At 74.3% G+C, this 19,306-nt stretch carries 14 protein-coding genes and 1 pseudogene; 11 read left to right on the forward strand and 4 right to left on the reverse strand.

What is annotated here, in order from left to right:
* Nucleotides 1-164: 164 nt before the first annotated feature.
* The 3 genes and pseudogenes from DTL70_RS21930 to DTL70_RS21935 all read left to right on the forward strand — a co-directional run.
* On the forward strand, nucleotides 165-2,258 hold the full coding sequence (locus tag DTL70_RS21930; protein ID WP_425470393.1) for an ATP-binding cassette domain-containing protein: 2,094 nt from the start codon (nucleotides 165-167) through the stop codon (nucleotides 2,256-2,258).
* A 166-nt stretch (nucleotides 2,259-2,424) separates the two neighbouring features.
* Nucleotides 2,425-2,577: a hypothetical protein gene (locus DTL70_RS33655; protein ID WP_181856300.1), complete on the forward strand. Its 153-nt coding sequence runs from the start codon at nucleotides 2,425-2,427 to the stop codon at nucleotides 2,575-2,577.
* A 323-nt stretch (nucleotides 2,578-2,900) separates the two neighbouring features.
* Nucleotides 2,901-4,169: pseudogene (locus DTL70_RS21935) on the forward strand (lanthionine synthetase C family protein); the annotation flags it as partial.
* Here DTL70_RS21935 and DTL70_RS35160 read toward each other — a convergent pair.
* Nucleotides 4,067-4,300, reverse strand: a complete 234-nt coding sequence (locus DTL70_RS35160; protein ID WP_425470404.1) for a pentapeptide repeat-containing protein — start codon at nucleotides 4,298-4,300, stop codon at nucleotides 4,067-4,069. The pseudogene DTL70_RS21935 and the gene DTL70_RS35160 sit on opposite strands and share 103 nt — an antisense overlap.
* 57 nt (nucleotides 4,301-4,357) lie before the next feature.
* On the opposite strand from DTL70_RS35160, the gene DTL70_RS21945 reads away from it, so the two are divergent.
* Entirely contained in the window at nucleotides 4,358-7,663 is a 3,306-nt protein-coding gene (locus tag DTL70_RS21945) for a lantibiotic dehydratase (protein WP_114023714.1), read from the forward strand.
* 43 nt (nucleotides 7,664-7,706) lie between these two features.
* Here the strand turns inward: DTL70_RS21945 and DTL70_RS21950 are convergent, their stop codons facing one another.
* Both DTL70_RS21950 and DTL70_RS21955 read right to left on the reverse strand, forming a co-directional pair.
* Nucleotides 7,707-8,462: a dienelactone hydrolase family protein gene (locus DTL70_RS21950; RefSeq protein ID WP_114023715.1), complete on the reverse strand. Its 756-nt coding sequence runs from the start codon at nucleotides 8,460-8,462 to the stop codon at nucleotides 7,707-7,709.
* A 192-nt stretch (nucleotides 8,463-8,654) separates the two neighbouring features.
* Nucleotides 8,655-9,116: a VOC family protein gene (locus DTL70_RS21955; protein ID WP_114023716.1), complete on the reverse strand. Its 462-nt coding sequence runs from the start codon at nucleotides 9,114-9,116 to the stop codon at nucleotides 8,655-8,657.
* 144 nt (nucleotides 9,117-9,260) lie between these two features.
* Between DTL70_RS21955 and DTL70_RS21960 the strand changes: the two genes are divergently transcribed.
* The 7 genes from DTL70_RS21960 to DTL70_RS21990 all read left to right on the forward strand — a co-directional run bounded on the left by DTL70_RS21960 (nucleotide 9,261) and on the right by DTL70_RS21990 (nucleotide 18,634).
* Entirely contained in the window at nucleotides 9,261-10,580 is a 1,320-nt protein-coding gene (locus tag DTL70_RS21960; RefSeq protein ID WP_114023717.1) for an MFS transporter, read from the forward strand.
* A gap of 14 nt (nucleotides 10,581-10,594) precedes the next feature.
* The gene (locus DTL70_RS21965; RefSeq protein WP_114023718.1) at nucleotides 10,595-11,290 is read left to right on the forward strand and encodes an ArsR/SmtB family transcription factor; all 696 of its coding nucleotides are present in this window, start codon (nucleotides 10,595-10,597) and stop codon (nucleotides 11,288-11,290) included.
* 259 nt (nucleotides 11,291-11,549) lie between these two features.
* Nucleotides 11,550-12,302, forward strand: coding sequence for a GntR family transcriptional regulator (locus tag DTL70_RS21970; RefSeq protein WP_114023719.1), 753 nt, complete (start codon nucleotides 11,550-11,552; stop codon nucleotides 12,300-12,302).
* 203 nt (nucleotides 12,303-12,505) lie between these two features.
* Complete coding sequence (locus DTL70_RS21975) at nucleotides 12,506-12,709, forward strand: SPOR domain-containing protein (RefSeq protein ID WP_181861033.1); 204 nt, start codon at nucleotides 12,506-12,508, stop codon at nucleotides 12,707-12,709.
* A gap of 116 nt (nucleotides 12,710-12,825) precedes the next feature.
* A complete protein-coding gene (locus DTL70_RS21980; protein WP_245979533.1) occupies nucleotides 12,826-15,417 on the forward strand; it encodes a SpoIIE family protein phosphatase in 2,592 nt (863 codons plus the stop codon).
* A 282-nt stretch (nucleotides 15,418-15,699) separates the two neighbouring features.
* Complete coding sequence (locus DTL70_RS21985; RefSeq protein ID WP_114023722.1) at nucleotides 15,700-17,697, forward strand: SpoIIE family protein phosphatase; 1,998 nt, start codon at nucleotides 15,700-15,702, stop codon at nucleotides 17,695-17,697.
* A gap of 283 nt (nucleotides 17,698-17,980) precedes the next feature.
* Nucleotides 17,981-18,634 carry a phosphatase PAP2 family protein gene (locus DTL70_RS21990; protein ID WP_245979541.1) on the forward strand — a complete coding sequence of 218 codons (654 nt, stop codon included), beginning with the start codon at nucleotides 17,981-17,983 and terminating at the stop codon, nucleotides 18,632-18,634.
* On the opposite strand, the gene DTL70_RS21995 is transcribed toward DTL70_RS21990, so the two are convergent.
* Entirely contained in the window at nucleotides 18,608-19,294 is a 687-nt protein-coding gene (locus DTL70_RS21995; RefSeq protein WP_114023724.1) for a response regulator, read from the reverse strand. The genes DTL70_RS21990 and DTL70_RS21995 overlap by 27 nt on opposite strands.
* Between the last annotated feature and the right edge of the window lie 12 nt (nucleotides 19,295-19,306).

A 19,306-nucleotide genomic window follows, 5' to 3' on the forward strand; every position in this document is an offset into this window, starting at 1 on the left:
GCACTCCCACGCGTCCCGACGTCCCGAACTGGAGGCTCTGTGACCGCTGGAGGCCCCGTGACCCCACGTCGCGCCTGCACGACCGGCCAAGTCGTACGCGCACCCATCCGGCAGGACACCGCCGCGTGGCGCCGCGTGGCGGGCCGGCCGCACGGGTGGCCGATGTGAGGCGACCCGGGGGCGGTTCCGCCTCGGCCCCCGCCTCGGTCGACGGGGCGGGCGGCCGGGACAGCCGAGGCAGGCGGCGGTGGCGCCGGCGCGCGGAGCCGGCGGCCGGAAGCGGGATATCGGCCGCCGAACGGGAGCTGTTCGGCGGCCGGCTGCGCTGGGACGACGCGTTCGTCGAGCACGAGGGCGCGGTGGCGCGCCTGCGCTTCGCGCGCATGGCCGCCGCGTTGCCGCGCATGGTGGGGGTGGTGATGCGGGCCGGCTGGGAGACCGACCCGCGCGCGCTGACCGGTGTGGTGGTCGCGCAGGCGGGCCAGGGGCTGACGACCGCGTTCGGGCTCGTGGCCGTCAACGGTGTGCTCAGCAGCTTGTTCGCGGACGGGCCGACGGACGACAAGCTCCGGCAGTCGCTTCCGGCGCTCGCGCTGCTGGCTCTCGTCTCGGTGGGGATGGCGCTGCTGACGGCCTGGTCGACGGCCATGTCAGGACGGCTGGAGCCCCAGGTCGAGCGGGCTGTCTCGCTGCGGTACTACCGGTCGGTGACCGAGGTGGAGGTCGCGGCCACGGAACGGCCCGAGGTGCAACGTCACCTGGACGCGGGCAAGTTCGGCACGGACTCGGCGCGGCGCATGCTCACCCTGTCCGTGGGGGTCGCCAACGTGGTGATCGGCATGGTGGCGGCCGCGGTCGTGCTGGCCTCGCTGCACTGGGCGCTGCTGCCGATGCTGCTGGCCATCGCGCTGCCCAAGGCGTGGGGGGCGGTGCGTTCGGCGCGCCGGGAGTACGTGTCGCGGCGGCACTGGGTCGACCACCGCCGCGCCGTCGCCACGCTGCTCCAGTATCTGACGATGCCGCACGCCGCCGGGGAGATCAGGGCGCACGCGGCGGGCTCGCTGCTGCTGCGCGGGTACGAGGAGATGTCCGGGCTGATGGAGACCGAGCAGCGCCGTCTGGCCCGGGCGCAGGCCGGGACCGACCTGGTCGCCGCGGCGTTCTCCGGCCTGGCGTCCGTGGGCTGTTACGGCGTGCTGTGGTGGCTGCTGACCAGTGGTGGCCTGCCGATGGCGGTGGGGGGCACCGCCGTCGTCGCCATCCGCACCTCGACCGCGCGGCTCACGTCGCTGGTGCAGCAGGTCAACCGGATGTACGAGGAGATGCTCCGGCTCAGCGACACCGAGGAGGCCGTCAGGGTCGCGTCCGGGCACGCCATTCCCCGTACCGGCAGGCCGCTGCCCGCGCCGGTACGGGAGATCCAGGTGCGGGACGTCTCCTTCACCTACCCGGGGGCCACGGTGCCCGCGCTGCACCGGGTGGACGTGTCCGTGCGGCGCGGCGAGGTGACGGCGCTCGTGGGCGCGAACGGTTCGGGCAAGTCCACGCTGGCCAGGATCCTGGGCGGGCTGCTGCTGGCCGACAGCGGTGACGTGTGGTGGGTGGGCGGGACCCCCGAAGGGGAAGGGGAGCGGGTGGAGGTGCGCGATGCCGTCCGCGCCGAGGTCTTCCGGTCCGTCGGCATGCTGACGCAGGACTTCCCCACTTGGCAGATGACGGCCGCCGCGAACATCGCCGTCGGCGCCGGGGACCGTCCCCGGGACGCGGCCCGGCTCAAGGAGGCGGCGCGCGCCGCCGACGTGGACGAGTTGATCGAGGGCCTGCCGCACGGCTGGGACTCCATCGTCTTCAAGGGGTACGAACGCGGTGTCCAGCTCTCTGGCGGGCAGTGGCAGAAGCTGGGCACGGCGCGCAGCCTCTACCGGGGTGCGCCCTTCCTGCTGGTCGACGAGCCGACCTCGGCGCTGGATCCGCACGCCGAGATCGAGGCGTTCGACCGCTTGCGGACCCTGGCCGACAGCGGCGTCGCGGTCGTGCTGGTCACCCACCGGCTCGCCGCCACGGCCTCCGCCGACCACATCTACGTCCTGGACCGCGGGCACATCGCCGAACACGGCACCCACGGGGTCCTCATGGGCCGGGCGGGTGGTCTGTACCGGGGCATGTTCGACGCGCAGGCCGCACAGTACGGGCTCACCGCGTCCGTGGCGGAGGACGTTCCCGCGCCGCGCGACGGCAGTGCCGCTCAGTCCCCGTAGGAACTCCCGCTGTGCGCTCCTGGGTTGCGCAAGTGGCCGCCGTGATCGATGTGTTGACGCTCTCGTGGCGCTCCACTAGGTTCCAGGAAGCTCCGGGAAATCCGGCATTCGTCATCGCCGGATTTCTCTGGGATTCCCGTACGGGCCCCTTATCGAAGGGAACACAATGAGCGAAGACCTGCTGGAAGACGAATTCTCCCTCGACCTGCGTGTGGGTCACGCGGAGGTTTCGACCAGTTCCGCCGCCGCCACGAACAACGGCGGCTGCGCGACGTCGCGCACGTCGCTGTGCACCGACACACTCAGCGGGTGCTGCTGACACGTCACAGCTGATGTGACGCACACCCGTGCGGAGCCACGCGGAGGGCCCCGCGGCCCCTGCACAGGGGCTTCTGAGCCCTCCGTATGGTCATGTTCCTTCCGGCACGTACGGTCGTGTGCTTCCCGGCACGTACGGTCGTGTGCTTCCCGGCACGTACGGTCGTGTGCTTCCCGCGCGTACGGTCATGTGCTTCCCGTACGCATGGTCGTGCGCTTTCGAGGGCTGAAAGAGAGAACGGCGGAACCATGGAATCTCGTTCCGTGGGGAAAGTGACCGACGACGAGGTTCTGCGGCTGGCGCGCGAAGTGGCCGACCGGCTCATGGAGTCGGCCGGTGACGCCGCGGGGAAAGCGGATCTCGCCGACGGTGCCCCCGGTATCGCGCTCGCCCTCCGGTACGCCGCCGAGGTCTTCGACGACAGCCGCTACTTCACAGCGGGGCGGCTCCTCCTGCGGCGCACCGCCGAAGCGAGCGCCGCAACCCCCTTGCAGGCGCCCGGCCTGTACCTCGGCACCGCGGGCGTCGTCTGGGCGGTGACCGAGTACGCGCGCATGGAGCCGCGCTACCTCCCCACGCTCGCCACGATGACCGACCGGCTCGCCCGGCAGACGCTGGCGATCACGCTGCACACCGCCGCGGGAAGCGTCGCCTCGCACGATTACGACGTCATCGGAGGTGCGGCGGGCTGGCTCGCCGCGCTCCTCAAGGCCGCGGACGTGCTCGGCGGGCGCGCGACGGACACGGTAGGTGAGGCCGCGGACCGCCTCGTCGACTACCTGGTGGAGCTGACCCGGGATGACGGCGGCCCGCTCCGATGGTTCTGCGCGCCCTCCCACTTCCCCAGCATTCCCGGCCCCGACGGAGAGCCGACGCCCCTTCCCGGATACGTGAAGAACTTTCCCGACGGCGTCTACAACCTGGGATTCGCCCACGGGCCGCCGGGCATCCTCGCCGCCCTCTGCCGCCCCGAGCTCACCGAAGCGGCCGGCAGCACGACGGGTCGGGTGGCCGGCACCGAGGACCCTGCCGCACGGCCCCGCCGAGTGCGACAGGGGGTCCGCGATCTCGCCCGCACGCTCGAGGCGCTGCGCATCGACGGCCTGGACTACCCCGGGTGGGCCAACCTTCTGCTGCCCCACCCGGACTCGAAGCGCCCCGACACCGGTGCTGCGCAGGTACCGGCCAGGAGCGCGTGGTGCTACGGCCCGCCCGGAGTCGCCGCGTCCCTCCTGCCGGCTTCGCCGGTCTGCGGCGACCCGGAGCCGACCGACCTCGCGGTGGCCACGCTCCTCGGCCTCGACCGCACCCCCGCCGAGCAGCAGCGCGTCAACTCGCCCACGCTGTGCCACGGGCTGGCGGGGCTGGTGACCGTCTACGGCCGCGCCGCCGCACAGACCGGCGTGCCGGAGCTGTGGCGCATGCACGAGCGGTTCCTGGCGCGGATGTGCTCGTTCGCGGGCGAGGACCACCCCTATCTCTTCCCGGACTACGACCCATGGGGGCAGCAGGAGCACAACGCCGGTCTGCTGAACGGCGCGGCCGGGGTCCTCCTCGCTCTCCTGGGCGCCGTGTCCGAGGCGGCGGCCGGCTGGGACGAACTGCTGTTCCTGACCCCCAGGCCCCCGCGCGGGGACGTGCCAGGGACCGACGCACCGCGCAAGGAAGCGCCGCGCAAGGAAGCGCCGGACAAGGAAGCACCGCGCGGGGAAGCGCCGCGCAGAGACGCACGGCAGGGGGCCGGGGCGGAGACGAGACCGGGCCGGGGAACGGGGGAGACGTGAGCGAAGAGGCCGACACCTACGAGGCCTGCGGGTTCTTCATGCTCAGGGCGCCCGCCCTGCCGGCACGCCCGCTGCTGGAGGTGTTCAGGTCGCTGCCGGCGGACGCCGACACGCTGCGCACGGGCGCCTGGCAGGACAACTATGCCGAGCAGCTCCGCAAGCTGTGGTGGGCCCCGGGCGTGCGGGACGCCGTGCGGGCCGCCTCGCCCGACCTGGCGGACGCCGTCGAGCGGTTCGACACGCTCACCGGCAAGAGCCGGCGCAAGGCCGTGCGCGGGCTGGGCCGCTATCTGAACCGGATGAGTTTCCGCTCGACGCCGTTCGGCCTGTTCGCGGGCGTGACCACCGGCGTGTTCGGTGCCGAGCAGCGCACCCGGCTCGGGCACGGCGCTCTCGGCACGGCCCGTGCACGCGCGGACTCCGGGTGGGTCATGCACCTGGTGAAGCGTCTCGCCTTCGGCGCCGAGCGCTCCCGCGAGGACCTGCGGGTGCGGCGCAACGATCTGCTCCACGTGTCCCGCGGCCGGGTGTGGCTGTCCACCGCCGAGGGCTACGGACTCAACGAGGACGCCGGGGCCGCCCAGCCCGCCACCGGCGACGAGCAGCGCCCCACGCCCAAGGGCCGGCGCTCCGTCAGCGTGCGGCTCAGCGCGCCGATACGCTCCGTGCTCGATCTCGCCCGTACGCCGACGACACTCGGCGACCTGACCGCCGCGCTCACCGAGGCCTATCCGCAGGCCGGTGCGGAGCGCGTCGCGGCCCTGCTCGACGGGCTCTTCGACAGTGACATCCTCATCACCGTCGAGCGCCCCCGGCTGCTGGTCCCCCAGGCCGCCGGCACGGACCGCGACGACTCGCTGCTGCGCTCGATGCTTCCGCCCGTCACCGAGCCCGCCGTCGCCCGGGCGATCGACGAGGTGGAGGCCGCCGTCACCTCGTTCAACCGGGGCGAGATCCCGGCGCACCGGCTGCTCGGGGCGGCGAGCGCCCCGATGCCCGACGCCGTCGGCGGCCACGCGGGCCCGACGCTCCAGATCGACTCGGCGCTGAACCGCGACGGGTCCCTGGTCCTTCCACGGGCCGTGGCGGACCTGGCCGAAGAGGCCGCCCGCGTGCTGCTGCGCGTGGGCGCTCAGGATCGCTACCCGCCGCACCTGGGGGAGTACGCCGACGCCTTCGCCGAACGGTACGGCCACCGCTCCGAGGTCCCCCTGCTGGAGGCGCTGACCCCCGAGACCGGGCTCGGCCCGCCACGCCGATACCGCTCGCCGGGGCAGGCGTACCCGCTGCCCGGCATCGTGCCGGACCCCGTCGACCTGTCGGACCGGCCCGCGGGACCGACACGGAAGGCCGTGCTGGACCGGCTGGTCACCGGGGCGCTGGCCCGCAGGGAGCGGGCCGTCCAGCTCGACGACAGGGTGCTCGACGAGCTGGCCGAGGTCTCGGTGCCCGAGGACGACCACAGGCCGCCGATGCCCCTCCTCGATCTGCATCTCACCCTTGTGGCACCGGGACCGGGCCGTGAGCGGTGGCGCGCCGTCTGCGGCACCGCCGGGGTGGTGCCGGGCGGCCGGACCTTCTCCCGCTTCCACGACCTCCTGGACGACGGTGCCCAGGCGTCGCTGCGGGAGCTGGCCGCCGCCGAGGAGAAGCGCCAGGGCGACGCCGTCTGCGCCGAGCTGTCCTCCCTTCCGCAGGACGCCCGGTCCATCAACGTCTCGATCCGCCCGACCGCGCACACGTGGGAGCTGCCGGTCAACGTCACGCCGGGACGGGACGAGGAGCGGGTGATCCGGCTGGACGACGTTCTCGTCGGCGTGGCCGAGGGGAAGCTCTATCTGCGCAGCCGCACGCTGGGCCGGCGCCTGCACGTCACCGACCGCACCATGCTCAACTGGGCGGGCGCCCCCGACCCGTGCCGCTTCCTGCTGGAGGTCTCCCAGGCACTCTCCCGCACGGTCTCGTGGTTCAGCTGGGACGCGCTGAGCTGGACCATGCCGTTCCTGCCCCGCGTCGAACGGGGTGATGTGGTGCTGCGCCGGGCGCGGTGGCGGCTGCGGGCGGAGGAGTTCCTGCCGGCCCACGGGGACCACGGCGACGGGGACGGGCTGGCCGCGTTCGCCGAGACCTTCGCCGCCTGGGCGCAGACGTGGATGGTGCCCCGCCTGGTCAACATCGCCAGCAGCGACAACACCCTGCTGCTCGACCTCACCAGCGCCCCCTGCCTGCGCGAGCTGCGCGACAGCCTGGAACAGGCGCCGGAGGACGGGCTCGTCCTGGAGGAGGTACTGCCCGCGCCCGAGGACGGCTTCCTGCGGGACGCCGACGGGGAACCGTACGCCTCCGAGGTCGTGGTGCCCCTCGTGCGGACCGGCGAGGACCCGGGCCGGGTGGCCCGGCACATCAGGCCCCGCCGGCTCCCGGACACCGCCGAGGAGCCCGGTGCACGGGTCAAGCGGATCGGCAGCGACTGGCTGGCCGTGAAGCTCTACGCCGAACCGGACGCGCACGACACGCTGCTGGGCGTGGGCCTGGCCCACCTCGCAGGGCGGCTGTCCGAACAGTACGGCGTGGCGGCGCCGTTCTTCCTGCGCTACGGCGATCCGGCCCCCCACCTGCGGGTACGGTTCTTCGTGCCCGAGGAGGACGCGCGCGCGGATGTCCTGCGCGAGGTCACCGCCTGGGCGTACGACCTCGCGCGTGGCGGGCACCTGTCGGACCACACCTACGTCACCTACCAGCGCGAGGTCGAGCGCTACGGCGGCCCCGAACTGATCGCCGACGCCGAGGAGTTTTTCCGGCAGGACAGCGCGGCCGTCGTCCGGCTCCTCGCGGACCTGCGCGCCGCACCGGCCGGCCCGCCGGGTCTGCCGCCCCTCGGTCTGGACGCGTCACAGGAACGCGCCGCGCTGGTCGCCCTCACGCTCGACCGGCTGTGCGCCCTCCTGGTCCCCGAGCCCGGGGCGCGCCACGCACTCGCCCGCCTCGCGGCCTCGCGCAACGCCGGAGGCGGCCTGTACCGGACGGCGGGGCGCGGCCTGTGGACCGCCCGTACGCAGGACGGGCCCGCCCGCGCACTGCTCGACCGGGCGGCCGCCGCGTGGCACCCGGCCGCGGAGCGGCTCACCCGCCGGATGACCGAGCTGGAGCGGGACGGCGCGCTCCAGGCGGACCGCGGCGACATCGTGCTGGCCCTGCTGCACATGCACTGCAACCGCATGGGGCTGCGTCCCACCGAGGAGGCGGACTCCTACGGGGTGTGGCGACGGCTCCTCGACCGGGCCGCGCACGCGCCGCGCTGAGCGCGTCCGCGGGTGGGCTCCGAGCTCACCAGCGGACGGGCTGTCACAGGTTCCTGCGGAACAGGTCGAGGAGGGCCTCCCAGTGGCGTTCCTCCGCCGCCGGATCGTGGGCGGCGGTGTCGGACTGGGTGAAGCCGTGCGGGGCGCCCGCGTAGACCTCGGTGCGGTGGCGGACGCCCGCGGCGGTGAGCGTGCGCTCCAGCAGCTCGACCTGCTCGGGCGGCATGCCGGGGTCCTCGTCCGCGTGCCCGAAGTAGAGCTCAGCGGTGATCCGGTCGGCCGACAGGTGCGGGCTGTCCTCGGCGTCGGTGGCCAGGTTCGCGGCGTGGAAGCCCGCGGCTGCGGCGACCCGGTCGGGGTGGGCGCCGGCCGTGCGCAGGGCCAGCGCCCCGCCCATGCAGTAGCCCGTCACCCCCACGGGCCCTTCGGCCGCCTGCGCGAGTCCGGCGAGGTAGCGCAGGTACGCGTCGGCGTCCCGCGTGGCGTTCTCGGGTGTGAGCGCCTGGAAGGCCGGCCCCAGGCTCTTGAAGAGGTCGGGGCGCTGCGCGGGGTCGATGAAGTCGGGCAGCTCCACGACCGGAGCGCGCCCGGTGCGGTAGAAGACGTTCGGGACCAGCACCGTGTACCCGGCCGAGGCCAGCCGGTCGGCGAACGTCCGCAGAGCCGGGCGGAGTCCGAAGGCGTCCATGTAGAGGAGGACCGCCGGATGCGGCGCTCCGCCTCCGGGGTGCACGAGGTAGGCATCGGCGGTGCCGTCCCGCGTCGGGATGTCGATGGTGCTTGTGCTCACGGTGGTCATGGTCCCTGTCTCCTCCTCGCTCACGCGTGAGCCCCGGGGGACCCACGCCTCTCCGTGCGCCGCTGTCCCCGCGGCCCGGGGTCACAGCAGGCCCGCGCCGTACGGTACGCCGTGACCTGGGGCCGGCCCCTGAGGGGCGGGGATCGGACTCCCCGCCTCGGCCGGACGCCGCGCACGGCCCCGGGCTCGTGCTCAGCGGCGGGCGTCCGGTACCGGGTCGCGGCCGAAGACCCAGGGGGCGAGGACGAGCTGCCAACCGTCCGGGTCCGCGAAGACGGTGGCGCCGCGGGTGGGCCAGTACGGGTTGGTGGCGGCGACCGGACGGTGGCCGCGGGAGGTGAGGTGTGCGGTCGCGCGGTCGTGGGCCGCCTGGTCCTCCAGGTAGAGGACCAGCTGGTTCTCGGGGTGGGGCTCGGGGATGCGGGGCGGGGCGCCGTGCTGGGTCAGCTCCATGTGGACGGGGGTGCCGGGGAGGCCGAGGACGAGGCCGTCGTAGCCGGAGTGGTCGCGCCACTCGGCGAGGACGGGCAGGCCGAGATCGTCGACGTAGAAGGCGCGTACGGCGTCGAAGCGTGCCGTCGGGCGGGCGAATCGGACCGCGCCGACGGCCAGTTGGTCCGGCCAGCCGTGGTGGGCGGGTGTCGGGGTGCTCATGGGTTCACGGTGACAGGCGCGGCGGGCGCGGGCCTCCGTCCACCGGGCGGGCCCGTCTCCGTCTTGCGGCCGAGGACACCGTGCCCCTCACAGACCACCAAAGAAGTGTTTGACGGTGCGGGGCGGGTGCCGCACACTCACCGCATGACTCCTCCCGCCTCGCGGCCGCGTGGCCGCGGCGCCGACAGCGCGCGGCCTCTTCCCCTGCGCGCCCTGCTGCGTCGGCGCGGTTTCCGCGGGCTCGCGTCGGGGCGCGCCCTCACCTACCTCGGCAACGCGATGGCGCCCGTCGTCCTCGCCTTCGCCGTCCTCGACCTGGGCGGTTCCGCCGTCGACGTGGGCCTCGTCGTCGGGGCGCGCTCGGTCAGCAACGTCGTGCTGTTGCTGTTCGGCGGGCTGCTCGCCGACCGGCTGCCCCGGGCGCTCGTCCTCCAGGGCGCCGCCCTCGCCGCCGCGCTGGTGCAAAGCGGCGTGGGGCTGGCCCTGCTGTCGGGCCGGGCGTCGATGGGGGTGCTGCTGGTCCTCAGTGTGGTGCAGGGGGCGGTGGCGGCCGTCTCCGTCCCGGCCTCCGCTGCGCTGATTCCGCTCACCGTCACCGCCGACGAACTGCGGCCCGCCAACGCGCTCTCCCGGATGGGGGTCAACACCGGGATGATCGCCGGGGCCTCGCTGGGCGGGCTGCTGGCCGCCGTCGCGGGCCCGGGGTGGGGGATGGTGCTGGGCGGGGTGGCCTTCGCGGGCGCGTCCCTCGCCTACCGCCTGGCCGGACGGGGGCTCGCGTCCGTGCGGAAGCGGGCCGGTGCGGTCGCCGAGCCGGCGCGCCCGTGGCGGGAGTTGCGTGAGGGGTGGCGGGAGTTCGTCGCGCGCCCCTGGGTGTGGGTGGTGGTGCTCCAGTTCTTCGTGGTGAACGCGGTGGCGGCCGGCGGCATCCAGGTCCTGGGGCCGACGGTCGCCGACGCGACGTTCGGGCGCACGGCGTGGGGCTTCGTCCTGGCCACCCAGATGGCCGGGGCGCTGGCCGGCGGGGTGCTGGTGGCGCGCTCCAGGGCGCGGCACGCCCTGCGGCTCGGTGTGGCGGTGGTCGCGCTGGACGCGTTGCCGCTCATCGCGCTCGCGCAGTCGGCGGACGTGGCCGTGCTGGTGGTGGCGATGTTCGTCAACGGCGTCGCCATCGAGCAGTTCGGCGTCGCCTGGGACCTCTCGCTCCAGGAGAACGTGCCTCGGGAGAAACTGGCCCGCGTCTACTCCTACGACGCGCTCGGCTCGACCCTGGCCCTCCCCGTGGGGGAGATGGCCGCGGGCCCCTTCGCCGAACGCTTCGGAGCGCGGCCCACGTTGCTGTGCGGGGTCGCTCTGGTCGCCCTGGCGACGGCGGGCGCCCTGTGCAGCCGCCAGGTGCGGGGGCTGACGACGGGGGAGCCGCACCCGGCGGCCGGGTCGCCCGTGGTGGAGACGCGGACCTGAGGGAGACTGGCGCGATGTCCTCCCGTCCTCGCGGTGGTGCGCAGTCCGGTCCCGAGACCGTCCAGGCGTCCCCGGCCGCCACGCCTGCTGAGGCTCCGTCTTCCCAGGCGTCTTCCCAGGCGTCTTCCCGGGCGCGGGCGGGCGCGGCGGTCGCGGATCTGCGGGTGCTCGCCCACCCGTTGCGGCTGCGGCTGCTCTCCCTGCTGACGGGCCAGGCCCACAGCGCCGCTGAGGCGGCGCGGGTCCTCGGCCAGTCCCAGGCCAACGTCAGCTACCACCTGCGCAGGCTGCACAAGGCAGGGCTCGTCGAGGCGGCGGGCGAGGTGGAGGTCCGCGGGGGCACGGCCAAGCGGTACCGCCACGACCCCGACAGCGGCGACCGACTCGGCGCCGCCCGGGAAGTCGGCACCTACCTGGCTCTCTCCGGCACTCTCGGCGAGGAGTTGCGCCGGCGTACGGCGCAGCGCGACACCTCTGTGCCGGGCGAGATGACGGACGCCGAGGTCTGGCTGCCCGGACAGGTGTGGGAGGACGTGCGCGAGCGTGCCAGGGCGCTGGGCGGAGTGCTCCACGACCGGGCCCTCCCGCCGGGTACGGAGGGGGCGGTACGGGTCAGCGCGACGATGGTGCTGTTCGCGATGGAGGCGGCCGGGGAGGGGCCGTCGGGGGAGGGGCCGTCCGGGACGGGCGGTGACGGCGCGGAGACCTGACGGGCGGACGGGGGCGGACGGTCCGGTGGGCGGGTGGCGGGCGTACGCCGGGTGTCGGGCGTGTGCCCGGTGCGCATGCCGGCCGGATGTGCCTGCGGCGTCGAATGTGGGGGCTCTGAGCAGGGTCTCATCACATCGGGTGAAACTTTGGCCGACCGTTGCGGCCAACAACCCTCTGTTGCCAAGCTGTTGCTGACCGTCAGCATCTCTCGCACGATCCAGCGTTCACGCTGGCAGGCCGGAAACGGGGAGGGCACTCGTGCCATTCGGTGAACAGCCCGCGTATCTGCGGGTGGCCTCGGATCTGCGCAAGAAGATCTCCGACGGCTCCCTGCCGCCGCACGCCCGGCTCCCCTCGCAGGCCCGGATCCGCGAGGAGTACGGCGTCTCCGACACGGTCGCGCTGGAGGCCCGGAAGGTGCTGATGGCGGAGGGGCTGGTCGAGGGCCGCTCGGGCTCGGGCACCTACGTGCGTGAGGTGCCCTCGGCGCGCCGCGTCGCGCGTACGGGGTACCGGACGATGGAGGAGTGCACCCTCTTCCGTCAGGAGCAGTCCGACGAGAGGGTGCGGGGTACCTGGGAGTCGCGCAGCGAGCGGGAGGATGCCTCCCACGAGACCGCCGAGCGGCTGTTCGTCGAGCCGGGCGACAAGGTGATGCGCACGCGCTACGTCTTCCAGGTGGAGGGGGAGCCGGTGATGCTGTCCACCTCGTGGGAGCCGCTGGCGCTCACGGGGCGGACGCCTGTGATGCTCCCCGAGGAGGGGCCGCTGGGCGGCCGTGGAGTGGTGGAGCGGATGGCGGCGATCGACCTGGTGGTCGACAACGTCACCGAGGAGGTCACCTCCCGGCCCGGCAGGGCCGAGGAGATGGCCGAGCTCGGCGGGGTGCCGGGGCACGCGGTGCTGGTGGTGGCGCGCACGTACTTCGCGGGGAAGCGCGCCGTCGAGACGGCGGATGTGGTGGTGCCCGCCGACCGCTTCAAGCTGGCCTACCACCTACCCGTGAGGTGACGCGTCACCGGCTCAGGGGGTGACGCCTGCGGGGAGGGGGGCCCGGAGCCCGGGATGAGGGGCGAGGCCCGTCGCTCTCTGTCACCGATGGTGCTTCCGTGATCCCGCCCGCGCGTCCGGCGAGGCGAACTGGTGGCCGAGAACGTTTTCCCTTTGTGCAAAGTCGAATGCGGTGCGTGAGGGTCGGGCGTAGGCTCCGGCATATGCAAAGTGTGAGCGGCGACAGTGAGGCGGTGCGGCCCTGGCGGCTCATACGCCAGGACTGCCACGGCAATCGCTACCGCGTCGGCAGCTACGCCACCCGGGCGGAGGCCTTCCACCTCGCCGAGCGGCTGGGGGAACGGGGTGACGGCTATCTGGTGGAGCACCAGCGGTCCGACGGGTCAGTGCAGACGGTCAGCGGGTAGTCGTCGATGCGAGTGTGGATAATTCTCCCACCTTGACCGGTTCTGCCCGGCCCGTGAGTCTGGGGAGGCCGACCGGCCGAGCCTGCCATCCGATCCCGACCAGGGACGTGGGCCGTGTGAGCACCGAACCCGCCGGCGGGGCGCGACGAGCGACCCCGCTCCTCGACACGCTGCGCATCGGGATCGTCATGCTCGACGGGCGGGGCGACGTCCTGGTGTGGAGCCCCGCGGTGCAGGAGATCCTCGGCTGGTCCGCCGAGGAGACGATCGGCCGCCCCATCGAGGAGCTCATCGTCAGCGGCGCTGAGGAACGCCGGGCCCGGGTGGAGGCGCTGCGCCGTACGCACGGCTGGCGGGGCAACCTGAGCATCCGCCACCGGGACGGTTCGGTCGTCGAGGTCGAGGGCCGCGGTTCGCTGCTGCGCGACACCGAGCACCATCCGTTCGTGCTGGCCAACATCGTGGAGACCAGCCGCCTGCGGACGGTCGAACACGATCTGGCGGCGCTCGACGCGCTGTTCGCCTCCTCACCGCTGGGCATCGCCCTCTTCGACACGGAGCGGCGCCTGGTGCGCTACAACGACGCGCTGCTGCGGCTGGTGGACGCCGCGGACACCGACCTGGTGGGCCGTACGGTCGAGGCGCTGCTGCCGGCCGCGATGGCCGAGGAGGTCCTGCAGATCCAGACGGGCGTGCTGGAGACCGGCCGCTCCGTCGTCGACGTGGTGACCCCCTCGCTCGACGGCGGCGGTGCCCGTTCCGTCTCGTACGCGAGGCTGAGCGACCGCGGCGGCGAGGTGTTCGGGGTGAGCTGCACCGTCATGGACGTCACCGAGCGGCTGGAGGCGCTCGACAAGGCGGAGGCGGCGCGCGGCCGGCTCGCGCTGCTGGACCACCTCGGGGTGGCGCTGGGCGACCGGCTCGACGTCCGGGCGATCTCGCAGGCGGTCACCGGGGCGCTCATGCCGCGCTTCGCCGACTACGCGGGCGTGCTGCTGCGCGGCGAGGTCGCGTCGGGAGGCGAGCTGCCCGAGCCGGTCATCCCCGTGGGCACCCCGTTGCACATGCTGGGGTTCGCCGCCCGGCACGCGGGCGAGCGCGTGGAGCGGCTGCTGCGGCTCGGCAGCGAGATCGTCTACGCGCGCGACTCCCTGCTCGGCCGGGCGCTGGACAGCGGCGAGCCGCAGCTGGCGACCTCGCCCGAGGAGATCCTCCGCGCCACCAGGACGGGCGACCCCACGACGGACGCCACCCTGGAGCTGGACGTGCACTCGCTGATGGCCGTCCCCCTGCGCGCCCGCGGCACCGGCCTCGGGCTGCTGGTCGTCAGCCGCGCCGAGAACCGGGAGCCCTTCGTCGACGACGACCGGGCGCTCGCCGTCGAGCTGGCCGACCGCTCCGCCACCTTCCTCGACAACGCCCGGCTCTACGCGCGCGAGCGCGAGGGCGCGCTGATGCTGCAACGGAGTCTGCTGCCGCAGCACATCCCCGAGCCGCCCGGCGTGGTCCTCGCCTACCGCTACGTGCCGGGCAGCAGCGGCACGGAGGTGGGCGGCGACTGGTTCGACGTCATTCCGCTGCCGGGCGGGCGGGTCGCCTTCGTCGTGGGGGACGTGATGGGCCACGGGCTGCACTCGGCCGTCACCATGGGCCGGCTGCGCACCGCGGTCCGCACGCTGGCCGGGCTCGACCTGCCGCCAGATGAGCTGCTCGCCCGGGTCAGCACCGTCGGCGACGACCTCTCCCACGGCCCCGACGAACCGATGATGGCCACCTGCCTGTACGCCGTCTACGAGCCGGCGCCCACCTCGGCGGGCAAGCGGTGCGGGGTGCTCACCCTGGCGAGCGCGGGCCACGTGCCGCCGCTGCTCGTCACGCCCGAGGCCGACGGGGGGTGCCGGGCGCGCCCCCTCGACGTCCCCTCGGGCACGCCCCTGGGGATCGGGCCGGGCCTGGACGGCGCCCGGGAGCTGACGGAGGTGGAGATCGAGGAGGGCAGCGTGCTCGTCCTCTACACCGACGGGCTCGTCGAGCGCCCGGGAGAGGACATCACCGAGGGCATCGACCGGGTGTGCGGACTGCTGGCCGGGCCCTCGGGGTGCCGGGTGGCGCCCGAACCCGGCTTCTCGTGGGACGGGGCGGGCGGTTACGTCTCACCGGGGCCGGTCGAGGACACCGGGTGCGGCGGCATCGAGAACGCGTGCGACGTCCTCATCTCGGCGCTGCGCGAACAGGGCGGGCCCGGCGACGGGCGGCTGAGCACCAGGGACGACGTGGCGCTGCTGCTGGCGCGGCTCGGCGGACTCCCCGGCGACACCGCCGCCTCGTGGTCGTTCACCACAGGCGACTACGCGGTGCGGCGGGCGAGGGAAGCGGTACGGCGCACCCTGCACGAGTGGGGCCTGGTGGAGCTGGAGGACACCGGCGTACTGCTGGTGAGCGAACTGGTGACCAACGCGCTGCGCTACGCGCGCGGCCCGATCGGGGTCCGGATGGTGCGCGACACCGGGCAGCAGGCCGGGGTGCAGGGACGCGTGCTGGTCGTGGAGGTCTCCGACCCGATGCCCGAGCCGCCGCGCGAGCGGGTCGTCACCGAGGACCAGGAGGGCGGCAGGGGCATCCAACTGGTGGCCGGACAGGCCCGCCGCTGGGGCACCCGGATCGGGCCAGAGGGCAAGACGGTCTGGTTCGAACTGCCTCTCGACTGAGCGTCCTCGGCGGGTGAGGTGTGCCCCCAGTGGGCGGGTGGCGCGGGGTGGCGTCGGGCCGGTGAGCGGACGGCCTGCCAACCGTGCCGCCTCCCAGGGTTCGAGACCCCGCTCGCTGGTTAGGAGACAGAGGTGGCCCCCGTGGACAGCGGGGGGTGTGCGCACGTTGCCTCGTCGTGGCAAGGAGACTTGTGGCGATCGGGAAGAGCGGGCTCCGGATTCCTCTCCGGGCTGCCACACTGCTCGGACCGGAGGCGAGCACCGGCAGTGGAAGGGGCGGCATTGAGCGATATCCCGGTGGAGGCGGCCGGTAAGCAGGACGACGTACGTCGTGCCCTGGCACTGCTGAACGCCGCAGGCGCGCGGATCGGCAACTCACTGGACCTGGAGACCACGGCCCGCGAACTGCTGGACGTGGCAGTGCCGCAGTTCTGCGACCTGGCCTCCGTCGATCTGTACGAGAGCGTGCTGGCGGGCGACGAACCCCGCCCCGTCGGACCGCCGGGCCCCGACGACGCCGACGGTTTCGGCGACACGGGACCGGCCCGCGGCATCGGCTCCGCACCGGGCCACACTCCGCGCCCCGAGCTGCCCAGGCGGCGCCGGGAGCCCCTCGCGGCGCCCCGCGGCGAACTGCGCAGAGTGGCCTTCGCCAGCGCCGTCGCCGACGCGCCCTACGCCCTCGCACTGCCCGACGAGGAAGCCAGGAGGGGCGAGAACACGGACGAGCGCGCGGCAGCGGCCCGCTGCAACGGCAGCGGGCCCGCGAGCGGCGCGCAGCCAGGACAGCCCGCCGAGGTGGGCTCCACGCACTGCTACGCCGAGCACTCGCCCTACGCCACCGCGCTGCGCACCGGGCGGGTGCAGAACATCCCGGGCCAGGACGGCAGCGTCCCCGCCCAGTTCGGCGCCGTCGTCCAGTCGACACTCGCCGTCCCCATGGTCGCCAGGGACCGGGTGCTGGGGCTCGCGCAGTTCTCCCGGGCCAAGGGCAGCGAACCGTTCGGGGAACGGGACGGCGCGCTCGCCGCCGAACTGGCCGCCCGCGCCGCCGTGTGCATCGACAACGCGCGCCTCTACCGCAGGGAACACGAACGCGCCCTCATACTGCAGCGCAGCCTGCTGCCGCCGGGCGACCCGGAGGCGGCCGGACTGGAGATCGCCTGCCGCTACCTGCCGGGCAACCCGGCCACCGAGGTCGGCGGCGACTGGTTCGACGTCATCGAACTGCCCGGCCACCGCACCGCCATCGTCGTCGGCGACGTGATGGGCCGCGGACTGCGCGCGGCCGTCGCCATGGGCGAACTGCGCACCGCCGTGCGCACACTGGCGCTGACCGACATGGAGCCCGCCGAGGTCCTCGGCGCCCTCGACGAGATCGCCCGCGGCCTGGGCGACGCGCGCCGCCAGCAGCACACCCAGCGCGCCTACCGCGGCGCCGACGCCGACCTGTCCGAGGTCTACCTGGCCACCTGCATCTACGCCGTCTACGACCCCGTCTCGCGGCGCTGCACGTTCGCCAACGCCGGGCACCTGCCGCCCATCCTGCTGGAACCGGCCGACGAGTCCGCGCTGCTGCTGGAGGTGCCCAAGGGGGTCCCGCTGGGGGTGGGCGGCGAGCCCTTCGAGGAGATCGAGGTCGAACTCCCCGAGGGCGCCATGCTCGCGCTCTACACCGACGGCCTGGTCGAATCCCGCGACCACCCGCTGGACGAGGGCCTCGACCGGTTCCGCTCCGCTCTCACGGACGCCGCCGAGCCGCTGGAGGACACCGCGGACCGGGTACTGCGCACCCTCAACGTGCACCACGGCGAGGACGACATCGCGCTGCTGGTGGCACGGGTGCAGGGCCTGGACGGCGGCAACGTGGGCGACTGGACGCTGCCGCCCGAGCCGCGCTCGGTGGCGCGCGCCCGCGAGCTGGCCCGCGAACAGCTGACCGCCTGGGACCTGGAAGCGCTCGGCGACACCACGGAGCTGCTGGTGAGCGAGCTGGTCACCAACGCACTGCGGTACGGCGAGGGCAACATCAGGCTGCGGCTGCTGCTGGAGCGCACGCTGGTGTGCGAGGTGTGGGACGCCGGGCAGGTGCAGCCGCGCCGCCGCCGCGCCCACGACACCGACGAGGGCGGCCGCGGACTGCAACTGGTCGACCTGCTCAGCACCGGCTGGGGCAGCCGCCGGGTGCCCCTGGGCAAGGCCGTCTGGTTCCAGCTGCCCCGCCCCGAGTCGGGCACCGCGGCGCCCGACCCGACCGAAGCGCTGCTCAACCTCTTCTGAAACGCGTCAACCCTGACGCGTGTCAACCCCGACGCGTGTCAACCCTGACGCGTGTCAACCCTGACGAAGGGCAAACCCCCCGCCCGACTTTCGGGTCGGGGGCCCGCGCCCGCCCCGCCCGTACGTTCCCCGCATGGTCACCGAACAACGGCACAGCCGAGCAGCACGACGTGAACGGCATACGGGCAGCCGGGGACGAGCGACACCGGCCGGGCACCGGGGCCCGCGTCCGGCCCAGCCGGGTCCACCCGCGAAGCGGCGCGGTGTCCCGTGGCGTCCGTGGGTGCGCGGTGCGCTCGCGGCGGTCGCGGTCCTGTCGGCCGGCGCGGGCGCGCTGTGGGCGCTCGCACCGGGCGGGCTCGGCCGGCAGGCACCCGTACGGATCACGGACGGCGTCTCCGCCTCCGCCTACCGGGAGTTGAGCGGGGCCGCCTCCCACGGGCCGGGCTGGCTCGGCGGCCTCTTCGAACTGGCCACCGAGGGCACCCTCGTCGCGCTCGGACTGCTCTGGCTGTGGACGGGCGTGCGCGCGTGGCGCGACAGGAACCCCAGGCTGGGGACGGGGCTCGCGCTGACGGCGATCGGCACTGTCGTGGCGTACGCGCTGAGCGAGGGGCTGAAGCTGGTGGCCGATCAGGAGCGGCCGTGCCGGGCCCTGGCCGGGGCCGACCCGCTCGCCGCGTGCCCGCCGACGGGCGACTGGTCGTTTCCGAGCAACCACGCCACCCTGGCCGCGGCGCTCGCGGTCGGTCTCGCCCTGACGCGGCCCCGGCTGGCCGCGGTCACGCTGCCCCTCGCGGCGGCCGCCGCGCTGCTGCGCGTCCTGGTGGGGGTGCACTACCCGCACGACGTGCTGGCGGGCGCCGTCCTGGGCGGCGCGGTCGCGGCGGCGCCGCTGGTACTGGCGCGGTCAGCGGGGCGGCTCCACCAGGCCTGACTCGTGGGCCACGACCGCGGCCGCCGCGCGGTTGTCGATGCCCAGGCCGGCGAGGATCGAGCTGACGTGCGCCTTCACCGTCCCCTCCACCACCCGCAGCCGCCGTGCGATCTGCGCGTTGGAGCGGCCCGCGCCCAGGTGGGCGAGGACCTCCCGCTCGCGGGGCGTCAGCTCACCGACCCGGGCCCGCGCGGTGGCGCGGCGCCCGGCCGCGGCACCGGCGTCGGAGACGGCCAGATGCGCCACCACACGGGCCGCCACCTTGGGGGAGAGGTAGGCGGCTCCCTCGGCCACGGCGCGCACCCCCGCGAGCAGTTCCTCCGGCTCGCCCGCCTTGACGAGGAAACCGGCGGCCCCACCGCTCAGCGCCCGAAGGATGTAGTCGTCCTCGCCGAACGTCGTCAGCATCACGGCCCGGACGCCGGGCACCGACCGGCGCAGCGCGGCCAGTGCCTCGATGCCGTCCGCCTTCGGCATGCGGATGTCCAGGACCGCCACGTCGGGGCGGTGCCGCCGCGCCAGCTCGACGGCCTCGTGCCCGTCGGCCGCCTCGGCGACGACCTCGATGCCGGGGTCGGTCGCCAGGATCGCCCGCACGCCCGTACGGGCCAGGGGTTCGTCGTCCGCGAGCAGGACGCGGACCGCCGCGGGGCGCGTCACCTCAGCCGCCCC

It is taken from the genome of Streptomyces diacarni, from assembly GCF_003323715.1.
GTDB lineage: Bacteria > Actinomycetota > Actinomycetes > Streptomycetales > Streptomycetaceae > Streptomyces > Streptomyces diacarni.

Coding starts and splice junctions, on each gene's coding strand:
- DTL70_RS21975 (WP_181861033.1), top strand. CDS start 12,506: ATGCAAAGTGTGAGCGGCGACAGTGAGGCGGTGCGGCCCTGGCGGCTC.
- DTL70_RS33655 (WP_181856300.1), top strand. CDS start 2,425: ATGAGCGAAGACCTGCTGGAAGACGAATTCTCCCTCGACCTGCGTGTG.
- DTL70_RS21950 (WP_114023715.1), bottom strand. CDS start 8,462: ATGACCACCGTGAGCACAAGCACCATCGACATCCCGACGCGGGACGGC.
- DTL70_RS21955 (WP_114023716.1), bottom strand. CDS start 9,116: ATGAGCACCCCGACACCCGCCCACCACGGCTGGCCGGACCAACTGGCC.
- DTL70_RS21965 (WP_114023718.1), top strand. CDS start 10,595: ATGTCCTCCCGTCCTCGCGGTGGTGCGCAGTCCGGTCCCGAGACCGTC.
- DTL70_RS21960 (WP_114023717.1), top strand. CDS start 9,261: ATGACTCCTCCCGCCTCGCGGCCGCGTGGCCGCGGCGCCGACAGCGCG.